Annotated in this window: 20 protein-coding genes; 2 read left to right on the top strand and 18 right to left on the bottom strand. The window is 64.6% G+C overall.

The window, feature by feature from the left end; genetic code table 11:
• Nucleotides 1-2 precede the first annotated feature (2 nt).
• The 16 genes from CSQ91_RS14505 to CSQ91_RS14435 form a co-directional block, all read right to left on the bottom strand.
• A complete protein-coding gene (locus tag CSQ91_RS14505; protein WP_099388798.1) occupies nucleotides 3-1,553 on the bottom strand; it encodes a Tad domain-containing protein in 1,551 nt (516 codons plus the stop codon).
• 46 nt (nucleotides 1,554-1,599) lie between these two features.
• A complete protein-coding gene (locus CSQ91_RS14500; RefSeq protein ID WP_034787014.1) occupies nucleotides 1,600-1,878 on the bottom strand; it encodes a hypothetical protein in 279 nt (92 codons plus the stop codon).
• A 9-nt stretch (nucleotides 1,879-1,887) separates the two neighbouring features.
• A complete protein-coding gene (locus tag CSQ91_RS14495) occupies nucleotides 1,888-3,477 on the bottom strand; it encodes a type II and III secretion system protein family protein (RefSeq protein ID WP_099388797.1) in 1,590 nt (529 codons plus the stop codon).
• Between the two features lie 22 nt (nucleotides 3,478-3,499).
• Nucleotides 3,500-4,348 (bottom strand): Flp pilus assembly protein CpaB, encoded by an 849-nt coding sequence (gene cpaB / locus CSQ91_RS14490; protein WP_070281266.1) that lies wholly within the window; start codon nucleotides 4,346-4,348, stop codon nucleotides 3,500-3,502.
• Nucleotides 4,345-5,691, bottom strand: a complete 1,347-nt coding sequence (locus CSQ91_RS14485) for an ATP-binding protein (protein WP_205412600.1) — start codon at nucleotides 5,689-5,691, stop codon at nucleotides 4,345-4,347. The genes cpaB and CSQ91_RS14485 overlap by 4 nt, the downstream gene beginning before the upstream one ends.
• A gap of 31 nt (nucleotides 5,692-5,722) precedes the next feature.
• Entirely contained in the window at nucleotides 5,723-6,343 is a 621-nt protein-coding gene (locus CSQ91_RS14480; protein ID WP_034787006.1) for a methyltransferase family protein, read from the bottom strand.
• Between the two features lie 39 nt (nucleotides 6,344-6,382).
• The gene (locus CSQ91_RS14475) at nucleotides 6,383-6,970 is read right to left on the bottom strand and encodes an A24 family peptidase (RefSeq protein WP_052140553.1); all 588 of its coding nucleotides are present in this window, start codon (nucleotides 6,968-6,970) and stop codon (nucleotides 6,383-6,385) included.
• Entirely contained in the window at nucleotides 6,967-8,037 is a 1,071-nt protein-coding gene (locus CSQ91_RS14470; protein ID WP_092606631.1) for a phosphatase PAP2 family protein, read from the bottom strand. The genes CSQ91_RS14475 and CSQ91_RS14470 overlap by 4 nt, the downstream gene beginning before the upstream one ends.
• Nucleotides 8,034-8,207, bottom strand: coding sequence for a Flp family type IVb pilin (locus CSQ91_RS14465; protein ID WP_071653370.1), 174 nt, complete (start codon nucleotides 8,205-8,207; stop codon nucleotides 8,034-8,036). Before CSQ91_RS14465 ends, CSQ91_RS14470 begins: the two co-directional genes overlap by 4 nt.
• Before the next feature lie 95 nt (nucleotides 8,208-8,302).
• A complete protein-coding gene (locus CSQ91_RS14460; RefSeq protein ID WP_070281259.1) occupies nucleotides 8,303-8,476 on the bottom strand; it encodes a Flp family type IVb pilin in 174 nt (57 codons plus the stop codon).
• An 83-nt stretch (nucleotides 8,477-8,559) separates the two neighbouring features.
• Complete coding sequence (locus CSQ91_RS28945; protein WP_157814672.1) at nucleotides 8,560-8,706, bottom strand: hypothetical protein; 147 nt, start codon at nucleotides 8,704-8,706, stop codon at nucleotides 8,560-8,562.
• Nucleotides 8,707-8,954: 248 nt separating this feature from the next.
• Entirely contained in the window at nucleotides 8,955-9,656 is a 702-nt protein-coding gene (locus tag CSQ91_RS14455) for a response regulator (RefSeq protein ID WP_240317720.1), read from the bottom strand.
• The gene (locus tag CSQ91_RS14450; RefSeq protein ID WP_034786998.1) at nucleotides 9,653-11,320 is read right to left on the bottom strand and encodes a sensor histidine kinase; all 1,668 of its coding nucleotides are present in this window, start codon (nucleotides 11,318-11,320) and stop codon (nucleotides 9,653-9,655) included. Before CSQ91_RS14450 ends, CSQ91_RS14455 begins: the two co-directional genes overlap by 4 nt.
• A 150-nt stretch (nucleotides 11,321-11,470) precedes the next feature.
• Nucleotides 11,471-12,442, bottom strand: a complete 972-nt coding sequence (locus tag CSQ91_RS14445) for a sensor domain-containing diguanylate cyclase (RefSeq protein WP_070281254.1) — start codon at nucleotides 12,440-12,442, stop codon at nucleotides 11,471-11,473.
• A 5-nt stretch (nucleotides 12,443-12,447) separates the two neighbouring features.
• The gene (locus CSQ91_RS14440) at nucleotides 12,448-13,074 is read right to left on the bottom strand and encodes a chemotaxis protein CheC (protein WP_034786994.1); all 627 of its coding nucleotides are present in this window, start codon (nucleotides 13,072-13,074) and stop codon (nucleotides 12,448-12,450) included.
• A gap of 2 nt (nucleotides 13,075-13,076) precedes the next feature.
• A complete protein-coding gene (locus tag CSQ91_RS14435) occupies nucleotides 13,077-13,445 on the bottom strand; it encodes a response regulator (protein WP_034786991.1) in 369 nt (122 codons plus the stop codon).
• A gap of 206 nt (nucleotides 13,446-13,651) precedes the next feature.
• On the opposite strand from CSQ91_RS14435, the gene rpiA reads away from it, so the two are divergent.
• Nucleotides 13,652-14,329, top strand: coding sequence for a ribose-5-phosphate isomerase RpiA (rpiA, locus tag CSQ91_RS14430; RefSeq protein ID WP_092606625.1), 678 nt, complete (start codon nucleotides 13,652-13,654; stop codon nucleotides 14,327-14,329).
• A gap of 32 nt (nucleotides 14,330-14,361) precedes the next feature.
• On the opposite strand, the gene CSQ91_RS14425 is transcribed toward rpiA, so the two are convergent.
• Both CSQ91_RS14425 and CSQ91_RS14420 read right to left on the bottom strand, forming a co-directional pair.
• Nucleotides 14,362-14,886, bottom strand: coding sequence for a DUF6622 family protein (locus tag CSQ91_RS14425; RefSeq protein WP_099388796.1), 525 nt, complete (start codon nucleotides 14,884-14,886; stop codon nucleotides 14,362-14,364).
• Nucleotides 14,887-15,074: 188 nt separating this feature from the next.
• Nucleotides 15,075-15,347: an oxidative damage protection protein gene (locus tag CSQ91_RS14420; protein ID WP_034750797.1), complete on the bottom strand. Its 273-nt coding sequence runs from the start codon at nucleotides 15,345-15,347 to the stop codon at nucleotides 15,075-15,077.
• A gap of 219 nt (nucleotides 15,348-15,566) precedes the next feature.
• On the opposite strand from CSQ91_RS14420, the gene kdsA reads away from it, so the two are divergent.
• A complete protein-coding gene (gene kdsA / locus CSQ91_RS14415; protein WP_034750794.1) occupies nucleotides 15,567-16,412 on the top strand; it encodes a 3-deoxy-8-phosphooctulonate synthase in 846 nt (281 codons plus the stop codon).
• The last annotated feature ends 2 nt before the right edge of the window (nucleotides 16,413-16,414 follow it).

Raw genomic sequence — 16,414 nt, 5'->3', positions numbered from 1 at the left:
CCTCACTTGTAGAGTTTGATTTCGGAATTCGGCACGGGCTCGATCAGGCCCGCGAACTCGACGTCGAGGCGCTTGGTGCCGCCGCTGAAATCGGCCTTCATCGTCATGAAGAATTTGCCGATGCCCACCGCATTCATGACGCCGCACGAAGCCGGCCCCACGGGCGCCGTGCGGCAGTCGACCAGCACCACGTTGAGGATGCGCCGGTTGCGCTGGCCCGGATGGGCGGCCGAGGGCGCCTGGAACGTGGGGCCGCTGGTCTGGTTGTACGGCGAAGGCGGCGTACTGGCAGGAAAGCCTGCGCCTGGGCTGACGGGGTAGCTGGCCGTGTCGAAGTAATTCGCCTTGGCCGTGCTGTACATGGGGTTGGCGTTGGCGTCCGCGACGCTGTACGCCGTGCCGGCCTTGGCCGGAGTGGCGCCATTGCTTTGGTAGGCCGGGCCGTAGGACCACAGCACGCCGTAGCCGGCGAACTGGGCGAACGTGGCCGAGGGCGCGGGGACGGCGCCGGCCGACGGCAGCTGGTAATTCGGCTTGTTGCCGGACAGGCTGACGGGCTGCTGGCTGGGCAGGGTGCTGGCGCCCGGCTGCATCCAGCCGGTGGGCGGCGAGTTGGCGGCGGTGGCGGCGCAGGGCGACGCGCCGCCCACGCAGGGATATTCCTTGATGTTGGTGTCGGGCGGCGCCGTCGCGGGGTCGCACACGGAGGGTCCGCCGTAATCGTCGAAGCGCGAATTGAGCGAGGCGGCCAGCGAGGCCGACAGGCCCGTGTTCGTGTAGACCTGGCCCGTGCCGCTGGTGATGACGGCGCTGCTGCCCGTGCACATGAACGGCGCGGTGGAGGCTGCGCTCGAATGCGACGCGCTGCAGCTGCCGGGCGGGGCGTCGACGGGGTTGATCAGGTAGGGGTCGGACGGGCCGCCCAGCGGATTGAGGCCGAACAGGTTGTAGGTGACGCCGCGGCGGAAGCCGAATTCCAGCAGTTCCGTCAGGCCCGTGCCGGCCGGCGCGGCCGGATACGTGTATTGCGCCGTCTTGTTGGCCGGATCGACGGCGCACACGCCGATCGGCGTGACGTCGTTGACGAAGCGGCCCGCCACGGCCACGCCCGAGGTACTGGTGCTGGCGATGCCGGCGATGCCCATCAGGTAGGTGGCGAAGGTCTTGCTGCCCGTGTCGACGCGGATGAAGGTCTGGCCCTGCGGGCTGGTGCGGGCGCTGGCGCCGGAAGACCACGGCCCGTCGGGGCTGGGGCCGAAACTGATGTTGGCGGCCGTCAGGGTCAGCGTGGTGGAAAAGTCGTAGCGGTTCTTTTGCGCGATGGCGATGGCCTTGGCCTGCGCGTTGTCGATGCCGGTGGCGCTTTGGTTGAGTTCCACGGCGCCGGCCAGGGCGGCGCTGTCGGCGCCGTTCTGCAGCTCCGTCTTGGCGATGTACAGGTGGCCCAGGTCCAGCACCAGGCCGCCCATGGCAAACAGCACCACCAGGGTCAGCCCCAGCACGATGGCGATCGCGCCCTGCTGCTTGTCGTGCCTGCGAAATGCGGTGTTCATGGCTGTCTCCTGGTGGCCTGGGAAAAGTGCATCGCGGGACTGGCGCCTACTGGCGTCCGCCCACGCCGATGGTGAAGACATTCGGTTGCGGTTCCGGCGCCGCAAACGATTTCTGGTAGCGCTGGTAGGCGCTGACGCCGGCCTTGCCGTCGATGCCGCTGACCGGGTTGGCATTGCGGTAGGCGTCCGGATACATGATCTGCTGCGCCTTGAGCAGGGCCACCGATTCGCCAAAGTGCGAATCGAGCACGGGCGTGGTGGTGGCGGCGCAGCCGGCCAGCAGGCAGAACAGGGCGGCGCAAGGCAGGCGATGTGCGGTTTTCATGGTGTTCTCCTATTTGAGGTCGAAGCCGGCGGCAGGCTGGGGCGCGGCCGCTTGCGGCTGCATGGGGGCCGGTGTCTGTGCCGCTGCGGGGGCGGGCGCCGGTGCGCTGCCTTCCATTTTTCCCTGCATGAACATGTCGCCGCGCGTCGGCTGGATGTAGCCGTCGGTGGGCAGCTTGTAGTCGGGCGGCAGCGGCTTGACCAGGTGCGGCGTGATGATGAAGACCAGTTCCGAACGGTCCGTCTGGAAGTCCGTGCTGCGGAACAGGGCGCCCAGCACGGGCACTTCGCCCAGGCCTGGCAGGGCCTTGATATTGCTGGTCACGTTGTTCTTGATCAGGCCGCCGATGGCGAAGCTCTGGCCGTCGAACAGCTGCACCGTGGTGGTGGCGCGCCGCGTGGTAAACGATGGCAGGATGGCTGTGGCCGAGATGCCGGTGGCGGTGATGCCGATGCCGTCCTTGTTCAGGTCCGACACTTCCGGCGCCACCCTCAGGTTGATGCGCCCCCCTTCGAGCACGGTGGGCGTGAATTTCACGGCCACGCCGAATTCCTTCTCTTCCAGGGTGATGGTCGGCACGCCGTTATTGTTGGTCTGGCTGACGGGGATGAAGATTTTGCCGCCGGCCAGGAAGCTGGCCTCCTGGCCGCTGATGGCCATGATGTTCGGTTCGGCCAGCACCTTGATCAGGCCATCGCGTTTTTGCGCGTCGAGGTTGAAGAAGTTGTTCTTGCTGGCGCCGCTCAAGCCGCTGGGGTTGTTGCTGAGCAGGCTGGACAGCAGCGAGTACGACCAGCTGCCGATGGTCTTGTTGATGCCCAGGCTGGCGCCCAGCTGGTCGACCAGCACTTTCGATACTTCGGCCACCTTCACTTCCAGCATCACCTGCTGCGGCGCGGCGATCGACAGCAGGTTGATCACGCGCGGCATGCCCGCATCGGGCGCAGCGGCGGGAGCGGGCGCGGCGGCGCCTGCGGCTGGCGCGGCGCCGGAGGCGGCGCTGCCGCTGCGGGCGCTGCGCTGCACATAGGCGTTGGCCAGCGACAGGGCCTGGTCGGCCTTGACGACATCGCTGACCATGCCAGACAGGATCAGGGTGTCGCCCGCCACCGTGACGTTGATCTTTTCGTTCGGCAGCAGCTCGGCCATGCGTGCCTGCAGGCTGCTGCTGTCGATGCCGACGGCCAGGTCGATGATGGTGGCGTCATTGCTCTTGTTCCACAGGATCAGGTTGGTGGTGCCGACGGAGCGGCCCAGCAGGTACACCTCGTTGGGATTGAGCAGGATGACGTCGGCGATGCGCGGGTCGCCGACGGACATGCGGCTGGCGGCGAACGGCAGGCGCATCAGGGTCGACTTGCCTTCGGCCAGACTCATTTGCGGCGCCATCTCGGTGCGGCCGGCGCGCGATTCGCTTTGCGGCGGCGTGGCCTTGGGGCGGGCGGCGGCCCGGCTGGTCCGGGCGGCGCCGGTGTCGGCGGCAACGGCGGTGGCGGCAACGGGTTCGCTGCGTGCCTGGGGCGCCAGGGCGCCGATCATGGCGAGGGCAAGCGCCAGGCTGAGTACCCGGCTTCCGCTTGCTGTGCAATATGTGCTCATGGCGTGACTCCTCTGGTGCAGGTTAGAATTGTTGGGAGCTGCGTTCCAGCCCCTTGATGACATCGACGCGCGGACCGGCCTGTGGCGCGGCTGTGGCTGCAGGACGGCGGCGCGGGAGCGGCTTGGCTTGCACCATGGCGGCGGGGGCTGCCATGGCGACCTTTTCATCGAGCAAACTGGACTTGGTGGCGCCCTCCGTGTTGACGGGCTTGTCCTCGACCTGGTTGCGCAGCACCAGCGACAGGGTGCCCACGCTGCGTGCCAGGTCGAGTTTTTCCGCCTGCTCCGGCGTCAGCTCCAGGGTCACGGCGTTGACCACCTTGGGCTTGGTGTCGTCGCGGCTCGATTCCTGGGCAATGGCCAGCACGAGGATGCGTTCAAGCACGATCTTGGAAATGTTCGGGTCGCGGTCCGGCGTCTTGCGGGCACCTTCGCCCTGGGTATTGACGAGGATGTCGACGAAATTGCCGGGCAGGGCGAAGCCGGCCACGCCCACCACATCGTTGACGCGCACGGTCATGGCGCGCTTGCCCTCGGCGACGACGGCCGACAGGCCGCCTTGCGTGCCGGGAGGCGCCAGCTTGCCTTCCATGATCGGTTCGCCGTGCTGGATGCTGGTGCGCGTGACGCGCGTTTCCAGCAGTTTCGGATCGTTGACGGCGCCCGGCGGCAGCGCATTCGATGGCCAGTCCACCATGCGCACCATGTCGGGCGTGAGGCGCGCCCCCAGGCTGATGTCGACCTGGGCCACGGCCACCTTGTTGATGTTGCCCGAGGCTTGGGCATTGATCCAGCGCGCGGCCACGATGACCGCGGCGAACGCCAGGATGACCGCAATGGCCATCATCGTCAGAGCGCGTGCGTTTCTCATTTTGCTTCCCCTTTGTGCTGGACCGCTTCCGGTCCGGTGTGTGTGCTTGCAAGGTCGTCATCGCTGCCGAAATAGTTTTGCCATGCCCAGAACAGGACTTCCGGAGACAGTTGCGCCGGGTGGTCTTCATAACGCGCCTGGTCGCAGATCTGCGCGAGGATGTCGCGCGGATAGCAGGCCAGCAAGGGCCGCTTGTAGAGGCTATGCAGGTGCAGCAGGTAGGTGTAGGAGGCTTCGTCGAAATTGATGCCCAGCTGGGCGCAGGTGCTGCGGAACACGGCCAGGTAGTGGTAGGCGCTCAGGGGGCCGACATGGATCTTGTAGCCGATGCGGCGCAGGAAGGAGTCGTCGGCCAGGTGCTGCGGCGCCAGGTTCGACGAGAACACGACGATGACGTCGAAGGGCACGGGGAACTTGTAGCCCGTGTGCAGCGACAGGTAATCGATGTGGCGCGCCATCGGCACGATCCAGCGGTTCATCAGTTCCACGGGCGAGCAGCGCTGGCGGCCCAGGTCGTCGATGACGAAGATGCCGTTGTTGGCCTTCAGGTGCGGCGGCGCCTGGTACAAGCGGTTGCCATGGTCGAATTGCAGGTCCAGCATGTCGAGCGTCAGCTCGCCGCCCGTCAGCACGGCGGGGCGTTCGGCGCGCACCCAGCGCGGGTCGGATGGCACGAGGCCGCCGCGCGACAGGGTGTGCAGCATGGGGTCGAGGAAGGGCAGCACTTCGCCATCGACCATCACGGCATGAGGCAGGGCGATGGCGCCGCTGAGCAGGCCGTTCAGCCGCTCGGCCAGGTAGCTCTTGCCGCTGCCGGCAGGGCCGTGGAAGAACAGGGCGCGTCCGGAATTCATGGCCGCGCCCAGCTGGTCGAGCACGGCCGAACTGGCCACCACGTCGCGGAACTCGCGCTGCACATCATCGCGGGTGACCTGCATGTCCGCCACGCTTTGCGCCAGTACCTGGTTGCTGTAGTCGGCCAGGGTGACGGGGGCGGGGCCGCTGTAGGCGTTGCGGCGCATGTACTCGGCGGCGCGCAGACGGCCCTGGTCGCCCAGCAGGTAACACAGGTCGGCGTCGGTGCCGCTGCCGCCGTTGCGGCGCGCTTCGCACAGCTTTTCGGCGCGCATGAAGGTGAGCAGCGGTTCGAGCACGCCAGCGCCCAGTTTTACGTGTGTCGACAGGGCGGGCAGGCCGATCTGGCCGCGCAGGAAGAGTATCTTGACCAGCAGTTCGACCAGGAACAGGAAGGGCAATCCCGTTTCCTCGACCGTGCGTGGCGCGCGCTTGGCCGCCGGTTCGACGCCGCCGCCGTCGCTGCGTTCTGGATAGGTGTCAGGCATGATGGGTACTCCTCGTTCGGGTGGCCGGATATCAGAAGATGAAAGGCAGCAGGCGGTACTTCACCTGGCGCATGTAGACGCGATAGCGCACGTCGGTGGACAGGAAACGCTCTTCGCGCAGCAGGCGCATCACCATCATGCTCATCGTCGCGACATAGATGACGGTATTGGCGGGCGAGGTGTTGGCCAGCAGGTAGCCGCTCAGGGAAATCAGGTAGCTGGCATACAGCGGATGGCGTATCACGCGGTAGACGCCGCCCGTCTTGATTTCGCGCTGCGCCGCCACCAGGCCGAAGCTGCGGTTCAGCGACAGCAGGCCGGCGATCTGCAGCAGGCTGCCGACGGCCAGCAGGTAGCGCGCGCCGGGCCAGATGGCCATGTCGGCGGGAGACAAAAGGAAGGGCGCGAAGGTGGCGCCGATGGCCAGCAGCCAGTCGCCCGCATCGGTGGAAACGCTGACGGGGGCCGTGCGCACGATGAAGAACAGGGCGGCCAGGGTTTCGGCGGCGCAGAACAGCAGATAGCTCCAGTCGCCGCTGTGCAGGAATCCCATCACGTGGGCACTGGCGAAGAACGTCCACAGGCAAGCCATGGCGATGCTGGTGAACAGGCTGGCGTGGCGCGAGTGGCAGAGGGTGGTGAGAGTGTGCATGGTCAGGTCCTAGGGGGCTGGTCGTCGGAGCGGCGCGTTTCAGCGCAGGCTCCACAGGTGGGTATAGTGCAGGAAGACCTGCAGCAGGGTGCCGCTGGCAATGGCGAAGGCGTAGGCCAGCTTGCCGGTGGCAGGCGGCGGTTCGGCGATCGTGGCGGCGCCGCCGGCAAGGCTGTGCAGCAGCGCGCCCAGCATCATGTGATAGGTGTTTTTCAGTACCTGGCGCAGGCGCTGACCGGCCAGCGCGGCGGCCAGGGCCAGCACGCCGCCGCACAGGAAGGTCAGCAGGGCCGCTTCGAGCACGGCGTCGGGACCGAGGAAGGCGCCGCACATGGCCATCAGCTTGACGTCGCCGGCGCCCAGGGCGCGCAGCAGATACATGGGCAGCAGCAGGGCCAGTCCGGCGGCGGCGCCGGCCAGCGCCTGCAATAGGCCCAGGCCGCCGAAGGAGGCGTCGAACAGTCCGGCGCCGGACGGCACGAAGCTGTTGATGATCAGTCCCGCCAGGGTGCCCCACAGCACCAGCCGGTTCGGGATACGGCGCGTGCGCAGGTCGTGCCACAGGGCGGCGGCGAGCAGGGTGGCGAGTACGGCCAGGCACAGCAGCATGGGCAGGTGGGCGTTCATGATGTCAGTCCTTCCTTGCTCATGCAGGGAGCGGTGGCCATGTGCATGGCCGGCGCCGCGGCCTGGCTGCCCAGCAGCCGTCCCACCAGGCGCCACACCAGCGCCGCGCCGGCCGCACCCACATAGCCGTCGAGCGCATAGTGCCAGCCCAGGTGGATGGAGCCGAGCAGGATCAGTACGGCAAAGGCGGTCAGCGAGATCCCGGCGGCGCGGTTGACGCGCCAGCCCATCATGGCCAGCAGCACGGCCGTGGCCACATGCATGCTGGGCATGGCGGAGATGCCCAGTTCACCGTTCGCGCCCTTGCTTTGATAGCCTTGCCACAGCATCTCCTGCACTTGCAGGGCCCAGACGGGGACGTGCTGGTTGGCGTCATGCAGGTAGACCATCAGCGGCGCATACGGGTCGCTGGCATGCAGGTGGCCGTAGTAGCAGGGGCCGACCGAGGCAAACAGCACGGCCAGGATGCTGCCCAGGGCGATCCAGGTCAGCGCAAAGCTGAGCAGGAACTGCATGCGCAGCAGGGGGCGGCGCGTGTCGAGGATGAGCCAGTACAGGATGGCGTAGAACAGGAAGAACCAGAAGTGGTAGCTGAAGTTGAGCAAGCCCGTGACGAGCGGGTGGCCCAGCAGTGGCTGCAGCCTTTCCCATGGGGCCTTGCCGCCATGCAGCGCGATGTCCCAGGCGGACAGGGTGGCATCCCAGGTGTAGGGATGCAGGCGCGGGATGGCGCCCTTGATGACGGTGAAGCTGGAGGCGAAGACGGGGATCAGCAGCATGGCCGGCAGCGCGTGCAGCAGGCGCTCGTTGCTCAGGTAGCGGCGCAGATCGTGGTACAGATAGTGGCACAGGCGGTGCGGGCGTTTCATCACCATGACATGGATGGTGTAGCCGCACAGGATGAAGACGGGGCCGATCAGGATGGCCATGAAGAAGCCGGCCAGCACGTTGAGGGTGTCCGATGCGCTGGGCAGGCCGCCGGCCAGCAGCGTCGCCACGGCGGCGTACGGCAGCACGATCAGCAGCAGGGCGCGGTGGGTGCGCAGCGAGGCGCGCAGGGTGTTCATGACAGGGCCAGGACCACTTGGTCCTTGACGTAGACAAACAGCAGCTTGACCTGGTCGCCAAGCAGGGTGATCGTGACCACCAGCACTGCCGCGATCAGGCCGGCCAGCAGCGCGTATTCGATCGCTGTGACGGCGGACTCGTCGGATAAACGGCTGAAGAAAGATTTCACGATGGGCCTCGCTATGCGTTCGTCAAGGTGGGCGTGCCGAGAATATTGGGCAGCGTAGTCCGGGCTGGCGCTGGGCCGGCCCGGACAGCAGCGCGTCAGGCATTGGCGGTGGTCAGCTTGGTGCCGATGGTGCTGAAGGTTTTTTTCAGCTGCGTGCCGACGATGGTGACGGCGGCGATGATCACCACGGCGATCAGGGCAGCGATCAGGCCGTATTCGATTGCGGTGACGCCATCTTCTTCGCGGATAAAGTTTTTGATGAGGTTCATGACAACTCCTGGTGGTGGTTAAGGTACGACGGTGGATGAAACGGTTTTGCAGCGTTGCTTCCTGGTGCTACGACCTGGCGCGCTCATGGACTTTCGCCCAGTGCCAGCAATCCGATGATGCAGACCACCGCCATGAGGGCCGCCACTAGGGCATAGCGGTAGAACGCAGCCTTTTCCTTGCCCTGTAAATAGGTGATCAGGGCCGTCGGAAGAAACTTGTCAAGGCGCATGCTGTGCTCCGTGTCGTGGTGGGCCGCGCGGTGATTTGCACTCCGGTAAATCCACTATAGAAGTCGGCACCTTGATCTACATCAGAAGAACATCCTTTTATTGCAAGGAGGAACTGCTCGTTTTTTTCGTGACAATTGTCATGCTCGAGTCTGGCGCGCGCAGGAACGCAGGGGCGCATGCCGCGCCGCTGCTTGGCGATGGGAGGGAATGCGCGGCCGTGCAGTGGCCGTGCAGGAGGACAGTGGTATCAGGCGCCGGGCGGCAATTGGCCCAGCTGGTGCTTGGTGGCGTAGGCGTACAGTTCCAGGCGGTTGTACACGCCCAGCTTGCGGTAGATCGATGTCAGGTGATTGCGCAAGGTGTGTTCGGAGATGAACAGCTGGTCCGCCAGCAGCTTGGCCGGCGTGCCGCTGCCGTGCACCAGCGCGGCGATGATCTTTCTTTCCTTGAGGGTCAGGCTGGCGATGGCGATGGCGTGCGCCGAACCGCCGCCGGGCTGGGTCAACTGCGTCAGCATGCGTCCCAGCATCGCGTGTTCCAGCCACAGCTCGCCCTGGTACACCTTTTCGATGGCCTTCAACACCATCTCCGCCGGCGCGTCCTTGCTGACGATGCCGCGCGCGCCTTTCAGTACCGTCTGGTCGAGGATGGCCTGGTCGTGGCTGGCCGTCAGCACCAGCACGCGCGTGCCGCCGCATTGGGCCAGCGCGGGCAGGATGGCCAGCGAGCTGATGCCGCCCAGGTCCAGGTCCAGCACGATCACGTCCGGTTGCAGCGCCTTCGCCTGCTCCAGCGCCTCGGTGCCGTCGGACGCCGTGGCGACCACGCGCATGCCGGAGTGCTCTCCGCCGATCAGGCGCTCCAGGCCCCACAGCATGGTCTTGTGATCATCGACCAGCATGACGCTGATGACATGGCTGGCCGGTGGCATGTGGCGTACGTCATTCATATGGGTATCTCGATCTGGACGGAGGTGTTGCCCAGCATGCCATGCGTGACGCGGGCCGTGCCGCCGAGGGCGGCGGCGCGCTCGGCCAGCGAGTCGGGCAGGAAATCGGGGACGTGCGCGGCGGCGCATTCGTTGTCGATGCTGATGTGCAGCGCACCCTGCACGCAGGTCAGCTTGACGGCGCCGTGGCGCGCCGACGTATGCTTGCGGATATTGCTCATGCCTTCATTGACGATCTGGAACACCTCGGCCGCCAGGCGGTCGTTGATGTGCAGGTCGCCTTCGATATGCAGGGCGATGTCGATGCCATAGAATTCGCGGATCTGCGTGGCCTGGCGGCGCAGCGCGACCAGCAGTTCCGGCTCGCTTTGCACCTGGCCATTCTTGAACGTGCGCGCGTAACTGCGCAGGTCGGTGATCACCTGGCCCGACATGATGATCAGCTTTTCCAGTTCCGGCAGCAGCGGGTTGCCCGGCGTGGCTTCGTTGCGCAGGGCGGCCAGGCCGTGGCGCAAGCCGATATACGGCTGCACGGCCGTGTCATGCAGGTCGCGCGCGATCTTTTCGCGTTCGCGCGAGGCCGCCTGCGACGCCAGGCGGTCGAGCAGGTTGATGTTTTCAATGACGGGAAACGCCTGCGCGCCGATATGGCTGAGAAACAGGGCATCCGTCTTGCTCATGCTGGTGGCGGACACGATAAAGATCCGGCCTTTGCCATTGCGCAGGGGCAGCGGCGCGCTGATGAAGGCGTGCGCTTCGAGCAGTTCGGCCAGGCGGGCGCCCGCCGCGTCGTCATGCCGTAGCCAGCGTCCGCTGTTTGGCTCGAGCATGCGCGCGCCGCCTATCCATGGCAGCCAGGGGCCGGCGGGCTGGTTGTACAGCGCGATTTTATCGTGCGGGAAAGCGAGCAGGGGACTGGCCGCGTCGTCGCTGAGGAGCGAGCTGGTATGCACGACGCCCGTGCCCGTGTGAATCACGCTGCGCAGCGACCAGACCCGCGTACCCTTGTCCTGCATGATCAGCAGGCAACTGCGGCCGTTGAAATAACTGCGGGTTTTTTCCAGCACCGAGGTGATGGTCTGGTCGACGCCGAAGCGGGGATTGGACAGCTGGCTGACATCGCGCAGCAGCGCCAGGTGGCTGCGCTGGGTGATGGCCGAACCACCCCAGTAGGCGATCATGTAGCCGAGCGCCAGCAGGAAGGTGGTGCGCAGCAGCAGGCGCGACAGTTCCGCATCCGTTTCGCCGAACAGGGCGGTGGCGGCGAACAGGCCGGCAGAGGCCAGGGTGACGCGCGCGCCTTCCTCGAAGCCCCGCTGGAACGACGATGTCAGGATGGCAAAGAAAAAAAACAGGAAGAATAAATTGTTGTGGCTGCTGCTGGAAAACACGATCAGCGCATACCAGGCCACGTCGAGCCAGTACAGCAAGATGTCCTGGGGCAGGCTGAGGCCCAGTAGGGCCAGCACGTAGAGCAGCAGGCTGTGCATGGTGTACGCGGAAAAGATTAGCCAGGTGATCTTGGTCAGCTTGCCGGCGCTTTCGGGGTCGATGAACAGGGTGAGCAGGGTGGCGCTCGACAGCAGCAGGCGCATGCCGTTCACCATGGTCGTATCCATGCCGGCACCCGGCAAGCCTGATCTGAGGGGAGGATCGAGATTCACAAGCGCTCCTGGCCATGTCCCGCATGGTGGGGCCATGCGCAGGGATAGATACCACAGATAAATTCTTGTTATTGTTGCTGCAAGCAATGACGAGTCTACGCACACGCCGTAAAGATGTCTACTGGAATCCTTTCTCCGATGTTGCTTTTTTTACAGCGGCTGCACCATCACGCGGTTGCGTCCGGCGCGCTTGGCCAGGTACAGGGCGCGGTCGGCCGCGCCGATCAGGGCGGAGATGGCCAGCGGCTGCTGCGGCTGCTGCGTGGCGATGCCGATACTCACTGTGATGTGCTTGACGTCATTGCCCGTCTTGGCATGCGGAATGCGCAGCTCGGCCGCGTGCTGGCGGATCGCCTCGGCCATGCGCAGCGCCTGCGCCGCGTCCGTGTCGGGCAGGATGGCGGCAAACTCTTCGCCGCCATAGCGGGCCAGCAGGTCGGTGGGGCGCTGCAGCATGGCGGCCAGTTCGGCTGCCACGCGGATCAGGCAATCGTCGCCCTGCTGGTGGCCGTAATGGTCGTTGTAATCCTTGAAATGGTCGATATCGATCATCAGCAGCGACAGCGGACTGCTGGTGCGCATGGCGCGCCGCATTTCCTTCTCGATCGCCACGTCGAAATGGCGGCGGTTGGCGATGCCCGTCAAGCCGTCGGAAAAGGTTTGCGAGCGCAAGACCATGGTCTGTTCGCGCAGCAGCTTTTCGCGCCCCACGGCGATGGTGACATCATTGATCTGGATCAGGCAATGGCGTGGCGAGCCGGGCAGGTTGATCGGCGTGACGGCGATGGCTTGCTGCATGCGTTCCTCGCCGTCGCTGCCGCCCGTGGCCGCGCCATGCGTGTACAGCGCAAACGGCGCCTTGTGCAGGGTTTGCGACAGCAGCGACTGGAAATTGTCGCGAAGTGCCTGGGTGATGGCCGAATCCATGCGCTTGTGCCGCAGTTCCGGAAAGACGGCGAAGAAATCCTGGCCCAGCACGGCGTCGGCCTGGCAGGCCGAGTGGCGCGCCATCCACTTATTCCACAGCACGATGCGATGCTGCTCATCGAGCACGATGGCGCCCAGGTTGACGGCGCCGAGTATGCTCTCGAGCAGGGCGAGTCGATGCAAGACATCCGGCATGATCGTCACGCCTGTCCCAGCACCTTGGCCAGGTAGCGGCTGACTTGCTGTTTCAGGTCGTGCAAGGCGGACAGGTCGAGCACGAATGCCACATAACCGTGGATCTGGTGCTTGGACAGCACGAAGTCGATATGCAGCATCAGCACGACGGCTTCGTCATCCTGGCCGCCGAACGAGGAGAGGATTTCCGCGCTGGTGCCCACGTGGTACAGGGGCAGCGAGCCATGCAGTTCGCTGTCGAACAGGTTGGCCAGGGTTCCGACGCAGGAATTGAGGATGATGTTGCCGATCTCGCTCATCGCTTCCTGTTCCATCTCCGTCAGTTCCTGCAGCGGCATGGCGTCGCCCACCATCAGGCGCACGATTTCCAGGCTTTTGTCTTCCGGGAACATCAGAATGGCTTCGGTGGCGAAAGCGCCATCGTAATGCTGGCTGACGCCGCAGATGCGTTCGCCATCCTTCTTGCTGCCGAGCAAGGCTGCCGCGTCGGCACGGTTCAGGAAGGTGATCGACGGCACCGACATGGTGACTTCTTCATTCACGATCTCGCTCATGGCCGCCGCCGCATGGCCCACCCCGATGTTGAATATCTCTACCAGGGCGTCGTTCTCGAGTTCGGAAAGATTGACCATGCTCACAGTCCCAGTGATTCGATCAACTGGTGGATGCGCGTTTCCGTGATCGGTTTTTCCATGAAGCCCACGCCCAGTTCGCTGGCGCGGTTGCGGGTGGCGTTCTGCACATTGGCCGTGACGAGAATGATGTGCGTCTGCGGGCACAGCACGCGCAATTGTTCTGCCGCCGCCATGCCGCCCATGCCGGGCATGTTGACATCCAGTAGTATCAGCACAGGGTTGACGGTCTTGACTTTTTCCAGGGCTTCCTCACCCGTCGCCGCCTCAATCACTTGCCAGTCGGCATGTTTGCTGAGGATGAATTGATGCGACATCAAACGTGAAACCCGGCTGTCATCGACAACAAGTACCTGTTTACTGTGATTCATGTGCTATTCCTGAAACGTCATATCGGACTATCGTGCCATTTTCGCATATTTTAGAGGGCATAGAGTGTATTTGGGTGCGCGATTGCCCTAGGGCAAAGTTTTCCCGCCTGCCTGTTGTATTGAGTCGCATCGCCAGGCATGCTGGCCGGCTGGCCAGGCTGGCAATCCGTTAAAATAGCGCCATTCCTCACTTTAGCCTGAATGCCATGACCCAAGACGAATTGAAGCAAGCCGTAGCCCGCGCCGCCATCGACTACGTAGTAAAAGGTGAAATCATCGGCGTCGGCACCGGTTCCACCGCCAATTTTTTCATCGATGAACTGGCCAAGATCAAGGACAGCATCAAGGGCACGGTCGCCTCGTCCGAAGCGACGGCCGCGCGCCTGGCTGGCCATGGCATTCCCGTCTTCGACCTGAACGATGTCGAGTCGATCGCCGTCTACATCGACGGCGCCGATGAAATCACGGCCAGCGGCGCCATGATCAAGGGTGGCGGCGCGGCATTGACGCGTGAAAAGATCGTTGCTTCCGTCGCGAAACAGTTCGTCTGCATCGCCGACGGCTCCAAGCTGGTGGAAACCCTGGGCGCCTTCCCGCTGCCGGTGGAAGTGGTGCCGATGGCGCGCGCTGCCGTATCGCGCCAGCTGGCTGCGCTGGGCGGCACGCCCCGCCTGCGCCTGAAGGCCGGCAGCACGGAAGCGTTCATTACCGACAATGGCGGCGAAATCATCGACGTGCTGGGCTTGAAAATTGCCGACCCGGTGGCGCTGGAACAGCAGATCAACCAGATCGTCGGCGTCATCGCCGTCGGCCTGTTCGCCGTGCGCGGCGCCAATGTCTGCCTGCTGGGCATGCCGGAAGGCGTGCGTACCCTGGCGTACTAAGATGATAGCCGGCGTTCGCCGGCATAGATGTTTTAAACGGCGGCCCCTTGCGGGCCGCTTGTCATTTGCGCCTGGCGGTACACGGCCACGGTGCGCAGCAAGCCGCCGAGGAAGATGCCGCTGAAGCAGCCATAGGCGAGGCAGACAGGTACGATGAAGCTGGTCGCATGGGCATAGGCCGGGGCGATGGCCAGGGTCACGGCGACCGCATATTTCATGCAGAAAATGCTCATCATCAAGATCATGGGTACCCAGCTGCCGGGACGCTGCACGCTGCCGCGCGCGGGAATGGCGGCTATCTTGCGCGCATCGGCCAGCCTCCACGCCAGCGCCGCGCCAGCCAGCGCGCCGGCGCCCCAGGCGAACGGCGCCACGCCGGCGAAGCCGAAACTGCCATGCACGCCGCTCAGGGACAGGGCCAGCATGACCAGGGGAATGATGCACAGCTTGCGCAAGCTCACTTCGCGGGCCCGGCTGGCCAGCACGCCGCGGTAGACGAGAAAGCCCAGGATGGCCCAGACGTAGAGGGGAGTGTGGCTGAAGATTTGCTGCAACATGGTGTCCGCCTTGGAATGAGGTTGTCGATGGACGTACTGTGCCAGCCGGCGGCGGGGGCGGCGAGCCGTGTGCGACGAAACGGGGAAGGGCAGCCGTGAAACAGCGTCAGGCGGCGTGAAAGGGGGAGGGGAGAATCAAGGGGAAACTACCCGCGGCGCGGTGGCCACGGGCGGGAATACGGAAAAACTTACTCGGTCGGCGGAACGTAGCCCATGGCCGCATCGGCGCCATCGCCGAAGAAATGTTTTTCCATCTGCGTGGCCAGGTATTTGCGGGCGCGCGCGTCGGCCAGGTTCAGCCGGTTTTCATTGACCAGCATGGTCTGGTGCTTGAGCCAGGCAGCCCAGGCTTCTTTCGACACAGATTCGTAAATCTTCTTGCCCAGTTCGCCCGGGTACGGCGGGAAATCCAGTCCTTCGGCTTCCTTGTTGAGTTTGATGCAGTGGATCGTGCGGGCCATCTGTGCTCCTGAATCAGTGTAGAGATAAAGCGTGATTATAAGGCACTTTGCGCCAGCCCTCGCGGGGCCGTCGCGGCCTGGCGACACGCCGTTTGCCGCGCCCTTGCGCTGGATCAAATTTGATCTGCGCCGCCCTAGCTAGTAAGATGCCTTATCGCGCCAGCCGCTGGCTGCGCCCCTTCCAACCAAGTAGTAGTAATTAACCAAGATGGAATCCCTATGACCTCAGTGAAAGTCCATGGCATCGATGTCAGCAATACCGGCAGCTTCGCGCTGTTTGGCGGCATCAACGTGCTCGAATCGCGCGATCTCGCCATGCGCGCCTGCGAAGAATATGTGCGCGTGACGCAAAAACTGGGTATTCCATATGTGTTCAAGGCCAGCTTCGACAAGGCCAACCGCTCGTCGATCCATTCCTACCGCGGCCCGGGCCTGGAAGAGGGCATGCGCATCTTCCAGGACGTCAAGGCGGCGTTCGGCGTGCCCGTGATTACCGACGTGCATGAGCCATGGCAGGCGCAGCAGGTGGCCGAAGTGGTCGACGTGCTGCAATTGCCTGCTTTCCTCGCGCGCCAGACGGATCTCGTCGTGGCCCTGGCGAAAACGGGCAAAGTCATCAACATCAAGAAGCCGCAATTCCTCAGCCCTGGCCAGATGGCCAATATCGTCGAGAAATTCAAGGAAGCGGGCAACGATCAACTGATCCTGTGCGACCGCGGCACCTGCCTCGGCTACGACAACCTGGTGGTCGACATGCTGGGCTTTGGCGTGATGAAGAAAACCTGCGACGACTTGCCGATCATCTTCGACGTCACGCATGCGCTGCAGCAGCGCGACCCCGGTGGCGCCGCTTCGGGCGGCCGCCGCCAGCAAGTGGCGGATCTGGCCCGCGCCGGCCTGGCCGTCGGCATCGCCGGCCTGTTCCTGGAAGCCCATCCTGACCCCGACAACGCCCGCTGCGACGGCCCCAGCGCCTTGCCGCTGGATCAGCTGGAGCCATTCCTGGCGCAATTGAAGGCGCTGGACGACCTGGTCAAATCGTTTGCGCCGCTGAACATCAAGTAATG

It is taken from the genome of Janthinobacterium sp. BJB301, assembly GCF_002735685.1.
Lineage (GTDB): Bacteria > Pseudomonadota > Gammaproteobacteria > Burkholderiales > Burkholderiaceae_D > Janthinobacterium > Janthinobacterium lividum.
The sequence above is the reverse complement of the archived record's forward strand: the minus strand, read 5'-3'. Positions and strand labels throughout refer to the sequence as shown.

Excerpts from the sequence above, each read along its gene's own strand:
- CSQ91_RS14505 (WP_099388798.1), bottom strand. The coding sequence starts at position 1,553 with ATGAACACCGCATTTCGCAGGCACGACAAGCAGCAGGGCGCGATCGCC.
- CSQ91_RS14500 (WP_034787014.1), bottom strand. The coding sequence starts at position 1,878 with ATGAAAACCGCACATCGCCTGCCTTGCGCCGCCCTGTTCTGCCTGCTG.
- CSQ91_RS14495 (WP_099388797.1), bottom strand. The coding sequence starts at position 3,477 with ATGAGCACATATTGCACAGCAAGCGGAAGCCGGGTACTCAGCCTGGCG.
- cpaB (WP_070281266.1), bottom strand. The coding sequence starts at position 4,348 with ATGAGAAACGCACGCGCTCTGACGATGATGGCCATTGCGGTCATCCTG.
- CSQ91_RS14485 (WP_205412600.1), bottom strand. The coding sequence starts at position 5,691 with ATGCCTGACACCTATCCAGAACGCAGCGACGGCGGCGGCGTCGAACCG.
- CSQ91_RS14480 (WP_034787006.1), bottom strand. The coding sequence starts at position 6,343 with ATGCACACTCTCACCACCCTCTGCCACTCGCGCCACGCCAGCCTGTTC.
- CSQ91_RS14475 (WP_052140553.1), bottom strand. The coding sequence starts at position 6,970 with ATGAACGCCCACCTGCCCATGCTGCTGTGCCTGGCCGTACTCGCCACC.
- CSQ91_RS14470 (WP_092606631.1), bottom strand. The coding sequence starts at position 8,037 with ATGAACACCCTGCGCGCCTCGCTGCGCACCCACCGCGCCCTGCTGCTG.
- CSQ91_RS14460 (WP_070281259.1), bottom strand. The coding sequence starts at position 8,476 with ATGAACCTCATCAAAAACTTTATCCGCGAAGAAGATGGCGTCACCGCA.
- CSQ91_RS28945 (WP_157814672.1), bottom strand. The coding sequence starts at position 8,706 with ATGCGCCTTGACAAGTTTCTTCCGACGGCCCTGATCACCTATTTACAG.
- CSQ91_RS14455 (WP_240317720.1), bottom strand. The coding sequence starts at position 9,656 with ATGAATGACGTACGCCACATGCCACCGGCCAGCCATGTCATCAGCGTC.
- CSQ91_RS14445 (WP_070281254.1), bottom strand. The coding sequence starts at position 12,442 with ATGCCGGATGTCTTGCATCGACTCGCCCTGCTCGAGAGCATACTCGGC.
- CSQ91_RS14440 (WP_034786994.1), bottom strand. The coding sequence starts at position 13,074 with ATGGTCAATCTTTCCGAACTCGAGAACGACGCCCTGGTAGAGATATTC.
- CSQ91_RS14435 (WP_034786991.1), bottom strand. The coding sequence starts at position 13,445 with ATGAATCACAGTAAACAGGTACTTGTTGTCGATGACAGCCGGGTTTCA.
- rpiA (WP_092606625.1), top strand. The coding sequence starts at position 13,652 with ATGACCCAAGACGAATTGAAGCAAGCCGTAGCCCGCGCCGCCATCGAC.
- CSQ91_RS14425 (WP_099388796.1), bottom strand. The coding sequence starts at position 14,886 with ATGTTGCAGCAAATCTTCAGCCACACTCCCCTCTACGTCTGGGCCATC.
- CSQ91_RS14420 (WP_034750797.1), bottom strand. The coding sequence starts at position 15,347 with ATGGCCCGCACGATCCACTGCATCAAACTCAACAAGGAAGCCGAAGGA.
- kdsA (WP_034750794.1), top strand. The coding sequence starts at position 15,567 with ATGACCTCAGTGAAAGTCCATGGCATCGATGTCAGCAATACCGGCAGC.